The sequence below is a fragment of the Methylobacterium frigidaeris genome (assembly GCF_022179185.1).
GTDB lineage: Bacteria > Pseudomonadota > Alphaproteobacteria > Rhizobiales > Beijerinckiaceae > Methylobacterium > Methylobacterium frigidaeris.
In genome coordinates this window covers 39,102-46,807 of the sequence record NZ_BPQJ01000050.1, presented here as the reverse complement: position 1 = coordinate 46,807, position 7,706 = coordinate 39,102, and the positions used below count along the sequence as shown (strand labels likewise).

Below are 7,706 nucleotides of genomic sequence, written 5' to 3'. Positions count from 1 at the left end.
GCATGTTCCCCGACTACGAGGCGATCCTCGACGCCTGTTGCACCGCCTGGAACGCACTCACCGATGAGCCAGAGCGCGTCCGCTCCATCGCCAGCTTCAAATACATCACACGCGTCAATGCTTAAGCGCGGTGGTATTATGCGAATCCAGATGGTGCCGCTCTCCTCGCCCTACGGGATCGCAGATCCTCACCGGTGACCTCGTCACACTGTTCAAGCTGGCTTCGGCGTAGGGCCGGTGTCCTGATTGCAGGCATATGATCCAATCCGACCATTCGTCGTTCGCGACCATGAAGGCATACCCCAAGGGATGGTCACCACCGCGCACCAGCTCGGCCGCCTAACTCCGTACCGCGGCGCAAGCCTCAAGGTAGGCGCACTCGGCGCGCACGAGTTCGAGCCCGGTCTCGTCGGGTTCCATCGCTACAGTCGCAACCTGCAACGTAATACAGAGGTAACATGGGCGCCTTACCCCCTTATGACGCTTTCCCTGCTCTCGGATTGGGAGCATAACTCGCGCCCACTACGAGGCAGATTGCTCAACAAGGGTTGGATAAGCTCAAGCTTATGCCTGTGCTTATCCGCAAGGAGGCCACGTGGTTGAACAACAAAATACATCAACTTTCAGCAGAAATTTTTACCGCGACGAGCCAGCCTATCGGGCTTATCTTGTTGACGGCAATGGTAAGATCATTTGGGCAGAGTTGATCCCTGCCCATGATGATAAAGACGCCATGAGTCTCATTCGGGCGATGATAGAAAATCATGCGATTGAGCTGTGGGACCGCGCGCGCTTCATCACCAGGCTTGAGGTGTCGAAGGGGCTATGCGCAGTATAACCAAGAGTCCCAAAGTGTGTTGACGATTGGTGCGGAGAGATGGGTAGGCCTCAGGCCGTGGGGAGCCGTTAACCTACCTACCCACCAGCTCCGCCGAGGTCGAGACTGCTTCCGTCCACTGCACCGGCTTCGACTGCCGTCATAATGACGGAAGACCTGAGCCTGGTGGCCAAGATTGAGCTTGGAAGACGCGACGTGTTCTTCGCCTCGCTCTTCCTCGGCGCGATGCTGGGCAAGCTCATAGCCTTCGCGGGATGTCGCTGTTCTCGCTCCAGATCCCCACCATCGTGCTGAGTGTCGTCGGGATGAGCGCCATGGTGACGGCGATCCTGAGCGGCCCGCTCACCATAGCGTTCCTCGCCCTCGAGACCACCAGAAGCCTGCCCCTCACCATCGCGGTGCCGGCGGCCGCGGTGGTGGCTGAGGTTGCGATGGTCGGCCCGCCACATCCGAGCCCGACATCTCGCCATGAGGGCGCGCCGGTAATCCACCCTCCATCCGTCACCTCGTCATCGTTCGACCTCGTCGCGGGCGGCTCCTAAACGGCTCCCCCCCGAGGAACGAAAAGCGCCAGAGCAGCAATTCTTCCCACCAGCCAGCGTGGCCGTAAGGACTGCCCACCCATGACCCTCCTGATCATCCTTATCCTCCTGATCCTGCTCTTCGGTGGTGGTGGCAGCTTCTACGGCGGCGGCCGTTACCGCATGGGCGGCCTCGGCATCGGCGGCGTCTTGCTCATCGTCCTAATCGTCCTGCTGCTCACTGGTCGGATCAACATCTGACCTACCCTCGACCACCCGCCGTGGTTCGACCCCCGGCGGGTCCCATACCCTGCCCTGGATGGCCAGCGACGAGGAGCGCGCCATCGTCTGCGCCCTGCGTCGCTCGACCGGCTTTCCCCTTGACGACCTCACCTTCGTGGTCACCCACTTCCTGCACCACCTCAACCGTGACGCCGTCTACCGCATCCTCAAGGCCGAAGCTCTCAACCGTCTCCCGACCGCAAATCCGTCCTGCAGACCCCACGGCGAGTTCAAGGAGTACGACGTCGGCTTCCTGCACATGGACGTGAAGCATTTGCCCAAGTTGCGCGACAAGGACGGATCAACCCGGAAACGCTACTTGTACGTCGCCATCGATCGCGCGTCGCGCTTCGTGCATCTCGCGGTCAAGGACGACGAGACGACGGCTTCAGCTGTCACTTTCCTGGATGAGGCCGTGGCGTCTCTGCCCTTCCGGGTGACCTATCTGCTGACCGACCGCGGATCCTGCTTCACGGCTGATGCCTTCGAAGCCGCTTGCCGGCGCCACGAGATCGAGCACCGCAAGACGAGACCCTACACCCCGAAAACCAACGGCATGGTCGAGCGCTTCAACGGCCGGGTGCAACGCGAGGTGCTCGGCATCACGATCTACAGCCATCAGGATCTGGAAATCCTGCTGGCGGGCTTCAACGTGGCCTACAATGGTCGTCGACAGCGTGCCCTGAAAGGTCTCTCGCCCGAGATGGTCCTGCACCAACGCCTGAAAGACAAGCCTGGCCTAGCTCGCGCAGCAGCCAAGAAAGCCGATCTAGCCATCCTGGATCGAGCGCTCAAGGTTGTTGCAGATGCCAAGGAGGTCTCACAACCAGACAGCTAGTCCAAATTATCTTCATCCGTTCCATGACAAGCGCCGATGGCTGGGAGACAGTCGCTTCCACCTGCAAACGCAAGGGGGGCTGTCCGCGAGGCAGCGCGAGGCCATGCTGGCAGAGACCCCGGTGCTGCACGTGCTCTCGTGGCAGCGCTTCTGGGCGCCGCTCGTCGCCAAGGTGTACGACCTGCTGCTGGCCGTAGGCCCCCTGCCAAGATGGAGAAGCCGGTGCCGGGGAAAACCATCGGCATAGGCAACCTCCGTTAGAAACGGCGCCAGCGCATCGCTGCAGGCCGCCCGATGAAGGCTCGACGATCATTGCGACGCGACAATCGACCTCTGGCCCGACAGTAGGACGTTCGACGGCGAGGAGGCGGCCTGACCGTATTCGCTGACCGCCAGGGCCTCAACGGCCCGCGTCGGCGTCGATGCGCCGGCCGATGCATCCGTCCCCAGATGCAAGTCGCAGCCCGAGACTTGTCCGCTATCATAGACTGATGACCGCGGATGCTCCCATCGCTTTGAGTAGCAGGAAGTGCATCGTGCAACCAAGTCGCAACAAGACCGACGGGGCCCGAATGGCCGGCGAGATAAGTGACCTCCGGCTCTTCGTCGCGATCGTGGCGGCCGGCAACCTCTCGGCGGCGGCGCGGGCCCTGAGTACGTCGCCGGCGGTGATGAGCCGGCACCTCACGGCGCTGGAGAACCGGCTGGGCGTCCGTCTTGTGACGCGGACGTCCCGCCGCTTCGAACTCACCGACGAGGGCGCCTTGTTCCACGAGCGCTGCGTTGGGATCCTGGCCGAGATCGACGATGCGGAAGCCGAGGCTGCACAGGGGGCCGGACAGCCACGCGGGTCTCTGCGGATCAGCGCGCCCCTGCAATGGGACCGGCGCGTCCTGGCGCCAATTATCGCGGAGTTCAGCGGCAGGTTTCCGCGAGTCAGCCCCCATCTCGTCCTAACCGACACGAACCTCGACGTGGTCAGTGGCGGCCTGGACATCGTGATCGGCGCCGTGCCGCCGCAGGCCTCCGAGTTGATCGTCCGAAAGGTTCTGTCCGGCACCATGTGTTCCCGAGCGCAGTCGACCGCTACGGATTGTCCGAATTCGGCGCGACGGCGGCATCGTGCTGACCGCTGCGGGCTCGGGCGGCCGCGACGAAGCCCGACGCCTCCATCTCCTCGATGAAGCGGACCAGATGGGCCAGGGCCTCGTCGCGTCCTCTCGGGGCCGCTATCGCTTGCTTGATCGCAATGAACCGCCCGGGAAAGGCGCGCACAACCGCGTGATCGCGTGCGTAGAGCTCCAGCGGCTGCCTGACGGAGGCGACCACCTCCAGGCGATCCCGGAGAAGCAGCTCCAGGGCGACCTGCGAGGTCGGAGCGAAGACGCTAGTGTTTCTCCCCCGGCGCCGCACGCCTGCGCCGGTGCCCTCACCGGGAGACCGACGCGGCCCTACAGCAAGGCCCGCACCCGATCGGCGATCCGCGGTCCGCTGAGGCCCAGCGATTCGCGCAGCTCCGGCGTCGGGCCGATCGGCGGATAGGCGTCCTCGACGCCGATGCGCAGGATCGGAAAGGCGTGGCCGCGCTCCAGCACTTCGAGCACCGCCGCGCCGAGGCCGCCGATCACGCTGTGCTCCTCCACCACCACCATCGCGCGCACATGGGCGGCCGCGGCCAGGATCGCCCCGCGGTCGACCGGCTTGACCGTATGCATGTTCAGGACCTCCGCGGCGATCCCCTCCGGCCGGAGCAGGTCGGCGGCGAGCAGGCACTCCATGACCATCGCCCCATGGGCGACGAGGCAGACATCGCGCCCCTCGGTCAGGCGGGCTGCGCGCCCGATCGCGAACGGGTCGCCGGGCCGGGTGAACACGTGCTCGGGCCCGCGGCCGAGCCGCAGGTAGATCGGCGTTCCCGCCGGGTGCTCGGCGGCCGCCTGGAGCGCGTGGTCGAGCTCGACCGGGTCGGAGGGCGCCACCACGATCATGTTCGGGATCGCCCGCATGATCGCGATGTCCTCGTAGGTCTGGTGGGTCGGGCCGCCGACGCCGTAGCTCAGGCCGCTGGCGAGGCCGCAGAGGATCACCTTCAGCTCGTTATAGGCGCAATCGACCTTGGCCTGCTCCACCGCCCGCAGGGTGAGGAAGGCGGCGTAGCCGCAAACGACCGGCAGCTTGCCGCAGGCGGCGAGCCCGGCCGCGACGCCGGTGAGGTTCTGCTCGGCGATGCCGACATTGATCAGGCGGTCGGGATGGCGCTCCTTGAGCCCGGCGAGGCCCGTCGCGTGCATCAGGTCGGCGGTGACCGCGACGGCGTCGGGCCGCCGGTCCAGGAGCGCCGTGACGCTCGCGCCGAAGCGGGCGCGCACGTCCGCGCGCGGATGGGCGGCCCGGAAGGCCGAGACGTGCTCGTGCAGCCGGTCGGGATGATCGAGCAGGCTCATCGCAGCACCTCCCGCAACTCGTCCTGAAGCGCCGCGTACTGGGCCGGCGAGACCGCGTCGGCGTGCCAGCTGCGGATGTCCTCCATGAAGGAGACGCCGCGGCCCTTGACGGTGTGGGCGATCACCACCCGGGGCCGGCCGCTGCCGCCGAAGCGCGGCACGTCGAGGAGCGGGACGAGCGTCGGCAGGTCGTGCCCGTCGGCCTCGACCACGTCCCAGCCGAAGCTCTGCCAGCGGTCAGCGAGGGGTTCGAGCGGCAGCACCTCGTCGGCCCGCCCGTCGACGCACAGGCCGTTGCGGTCGACGATGGCGACGAGGTTGTCGAGGCGGTGCTTGGGCGCGAAGGCCGCGGCCTCCCAGACCGAGCCCTCGTGCAGCTCGCCGTCGCCGAGCACCGCGTAGACGCGGTAGTCGCGCCCGTCGAGGCGGCCCGCCAGCGCCATGCCGCAGGCATTCGACAGGCCGTGGCCGAGCGCGCCTTGCGAGGAATCGACGCCGGGCTGATAGCGCCGCGACGGGTGGGTCGCGAGCCTCGCGCCGACCTTCGTCTCGTATTCGGCGATCCACGTCTCCGGAATGAAGCCGCGCCGGATCAGCGCCGAGTAGAGCGTCGGGGCGGCGTGGCCCTTGCCGAGCACGAAGCGGTCGCGGTCGGGCCAGTCGGGCCGGGCCGCGTCGACCCGCATCACCGCGAAGTAGAGGGCGGTGACGATCTCGGTGCAGGAGTAGCACGAGCCGAAATGGCCGTTGCTGGCGGCCATGAACATGGCGGCGACGTCGAGGCGGTTGACCCGCGCCATCTCGCGCAGGTCGTCGAGGGAGAGCGGGGCGAAGCCGTTGTCGGAGAAGGCGCGCTCCATCACGCCGCGCCTCGCGCCGCCAGATCCTCGACCCGCCTCATGCCGGCGGCGACGTCGTCCGCCGTGATCGGGAAGGGGAGGTTCGGGATGTGCGGCGCCGTCATCGTCAGGCGGGCGATGCCGTCGATCTCCTCGGGCGATGCGCCGTCCAGGCCGAGATCGGCGAGGCGGACCGGCAGGCCGATTCCGCGCAGGAAGCCAATCAGGTCGAGGATTTCGGAATCGGCGTGGCGCTCGACGGCGCGCTGGACCACCACCGCGTAGGCGACCTGCTCGCCGTGCGGCACGTCCTTGGTGCCCCGCGCCTTGACGAGGCCGCGCGTCATCGCGTGGGCGAGGGACAGCCCGCCATTCTCGAAGCCGAGCCCGCTCATCAGGATGCAGGCCTCGACCGTGGCCTCGACATCCTCCGTGACCTCCTGGCGCTCGACCGCCGCGAGGGCCGCCGCGGCGTGGGCGCGCAAGGTCGCGTAAGCAGCGTCCGCGATGACGGCGCCGGTCAGGAGCGGCCGGGTGCCGAACGGCGTCATCCCGGTGCCGGCACGGCAGCCCCGCGCCTCGAACGCCTTGGTGATCGCGTCGCCGATGCCGGCGCGCAGGAACCGGGCCGGCGCCCGGGCGATCAGCGCCGTGTCGACCACCACCGCGTCGGGGTTGCGGCTCATCCGGTCGACCGCGACCATGACGTGGCTGTCGTCGTAGACCGCGTAGGTGGCGCTGGTCGGCGCGTCGTTCGACGCGATGGTCGGGACCGTGACGACCGGCACGCGAAGCCGCTCGGCCACGCCCTTGCCGACATCGAGGGCCTTGCCGCCGCCCGCCGCGATGACGAGGCCCGGGGCCTCGGCGCGCACCCCGTCCACGATCGCCTCGATCGCCGCGTAGGTGATCTCGCCCGAGAACGGCACGAGGCGCGCCGCGACGCCGGCCTCGCGCAGGCTCGCGGCGATCGGCTCGGCGACGATCCCGCGCACGCCCTCGTCGACGATCACGCAGGCCGAGGCGGCGAGCGCCCGGGCGATGCCGCCGATGCCGTGGATCGCGCCCGGCCCCTGGTGGTAGCGCGGCGGCGCCCCGAAGATTCGCACGCTCATGATGGTGTCCCTACCCATTCCGCGGATCGAGATCGTCGAGCGCGAAGGCGTCGCTCGGCGCCCCGAAGGCGCAGTAGCCGCCGTCGACCGGCACGGTGATGCCGGTGATGAAGCGCGCCCGGTCCGAGGCCAGGAACACCATCGCCTCGGCGATGTCCTCCGGCGCGCCGAGCCGGCCCATCGGCGTGCGGCGGCGGATGCGGGCGGGATCGATGCGGCCGGCGGCGATCAGGCCCTCGGTGAGGGGCGTCAGGATGTAGCCCGGGGCGACCGCGTTGACCCGGACGTTGTGCGGTCCCCACTCGCAGCCGAGGACCCGGGTGAGCATGCCGATGCCGGCCTTGGCGGCGCTGTAGGCGGTGCGCACCGGCAGGCCGAGGACGCCCGCGATCGAGTTGAGGTTGAGGATCACCCCGCCGCCCTGGCGGATCATCGCGGGGGCGACCGTCTTCGAGACGAGGTAGGTGCCGGTGAGGTGGACGTCGATGAGCCGCTGCCAGTGGGAGAGCGGCTGCTCGACCGTCGGCACGAAGCTGTCGGGCACCCCGGCATTGTTGACCAGGACGTCGATCCGACCGAAGCGCGCGAGCGCCGCCTCGACCATCGCGGCGACCTCGTCCTCCTTCGACACGTCGCCGCCTACGGCGCCGTGGCCCTCGCCGAGGCCGCGCGCCGCCGCCTCGGCCGCCTCCAGGCGCAGGTCGTTGACGACGATCCGCGCGCCCTCCCGGGCGAAGGCCGTGGCGGTGGCGAGCCCGAGCCCGCTGCCGGCGCCGGTGACGAGCGCGACCTTGTCCTTGAGCAGCATCCTTCGCCCTCTCGAATCCGG

8 protein-coding genes and 1 pseudogene are annotated in these 7,706 nt (G+C 68.1%); 5 read left to right on the top strand and 4 right to left on the bottom strand.

Annotated elements, in window-relative coordinates; translation table 11 throughout:
* Positions 1-595: 595 nt before the first annotated feature.
* The 5 genes and pseudogenes from MFF64_RS30795 (at position 596) to MFF64_RS30775 (ending at position 3,663) form a co-directional block, all read left to right on the top strand.
* Positions 596-838 (top strand): hypothetical protein, encoded by a 243-nt coding sequence (locus MFF64_RS30795; protein ID WP_099901457.1) that lies wholly within the window; start codon positions 596-598, stop codon positions 836-838.
* A gap of 254 nt (positions 839-1,092) precedes the next feature.
* Positions 1,093-1,380, top strand: a complete 288-nt coding sequence (locus tag MFF64_RS30790; protein ID WP_099901459.1) for a hypothetical protein — start codon at positions 1,093-1,095, stop codon at positions 1,378-1,380.
* Between the two features lie 81 nt (positions 1,381-1,461).
* Positions 1,462-1,620, top strand: coding sequence for a DUF3309 family protein (locus tag MFF64_RS30785; RefSeq protein ID WP_099901461.1), 159 nt, complete (start codon positions 1,462-1,464; stop codon positions 1,618-1,620).
* A 49-nt stretch (positions 1,621-1,669) separates the two neighbouring features.
* Positions 1,670-2,479, top strand: a pseudogene (locus tag MFF64_RS30780) (DDE-type integrase/transposase/recombinase); the annotation flags it as partial.
* 572 nt (positions 2,480-3,051) lie between these two features.
* Positions 3,052-3,663 carry a LysR family transcriptional regulator gene (locus MFF64_RS30775; protein ID WP_165795643.1) on the top strand — a complete coding sequence of 204 codons (612 nt, stop codon included), beginning with the start codon at positions 3,052-3,054 and terminating at the stop codon, positions 3,661-3,663.
* Positions 3,664-3,930: 267 nt separating this feature from the next.
* On the opposite strand, the gene MFF64_RS30770 is transcribed toward MFF64_RS30775, so the two are convergent.
* The 4 genes from MFF64_RS30770 to MFF64_RS30755 are packed head-to-tail and all read right to left on the bottom strand — an operon-like array spanning position 3,931 to position 7,685.
* Positions 3,931-4,923 carry a transketolase family protein gene (locus tag MFF64_RS30770; RefSeq protein ID WP_238193250.1) on the bottom strand — a complete coding sequence of 331 codons (993 nt, stop codon included), beginning with the start codon at positions 4,921-4,923 and terminating at the stop codon, positions 3,931-3,933.
* Positions 4,920-5,783, bottom strand: a complete 864-nt coding sequence (locus MFF64_RS30765; RefSeq protein ID WP_238193252.1) for a transketolase — start codon at positions 5,781-5,783, stop codon at positions 4,920-4,922. Before MFF64_RS30765 ends, MFF64_RS30770 begins: the two co-directional genes overlap by 4 nt.
* A complete protein-coding gene (locus tag MFF64_RS30760) occupies positions 5,783-6,877 on the bottom strand; it encodes a glycerol dehydrogenase (protein ID WP_238193249.1) in 1,095 nt (364 codons plus the stop codon). Before MFF64_RS30760 ends, MFF64_RS30765 begins: the two co-directional genes overlap by 1 nt.
* Before the next feature lie 10 nt (positions 6,878-6,887).
* The gene (locus MFF64_RS30755) at positions 6,888-7,685 is read right to left on the bottom strand and encodes an SDR family NAD(P)-dependent oxidoreductase (protein ID WP_099902548.1); all 798 of its coding nucleotides are present in this window, start codon (positions 7,683-7,685) and stop codon (positions 6,888-6,890) included.
* Positions 7,686-7,706: the final 21 nt, after the last annotated feature.

What these genes read in the sequence shown, in the direction of transcription:
- MFF64_RS30775 (WP_165795643.1), top strand. Translation starts at nt 3,052, where the DNA reads ATGGCCGGCGAGATAAGTGACCTCCGGCTCTTCGTCGCGATCGTGGCG.
- MFF64_RS30790 (WP_099901459.1), top strand. Translation starts at nt 1,093, where the DNA reads ATGTCGCTGTTCTCGCTCCAGATCCCCACCATCGTGCTGAGTGTCGTC.
- MFF64_RS30760 (WP_238193249.1), bottom strand. Translation starts at nt 6,877, where the DNA reads ATGAGCGTGCGAATCTTCGGGGCGCCGCCGCGCTACCACCAGGGGCCG.
- MFF64_RS30765 (WP_238193252.1), bottom strand. Translation starts at nt 5,783, where the DNA reads ATGGAGCGCGCCTTCTCCGACAACGGCTTCGCCCCGCTCTCCCTCGAC.
- MFF64_RS30755 (WP_099902548.1), bottom strand. Translation starts at nt 7,685, where the DNA reads ATGCTGCTCAAGGACAAGGTCGCGCTCGTCACCGGCGCCGGCAGCGGG.
- MFF64_RS30770 (WP_238193250.1), bottom strand. Translation starts at nt 4,923, where the DNA reads ATGAGCCTGCTCGATCATCCCGACCGGCTGCACGAGCACGTCTCGGCC.
- MFF64_RS30785 (WP_099901461.1), top strand. Translation starts at nt 1,462, where the DNA reads ATGACCCTCCTGATCATCCTTATCCTCCTGATCCTGCTCTTCGGTGGT.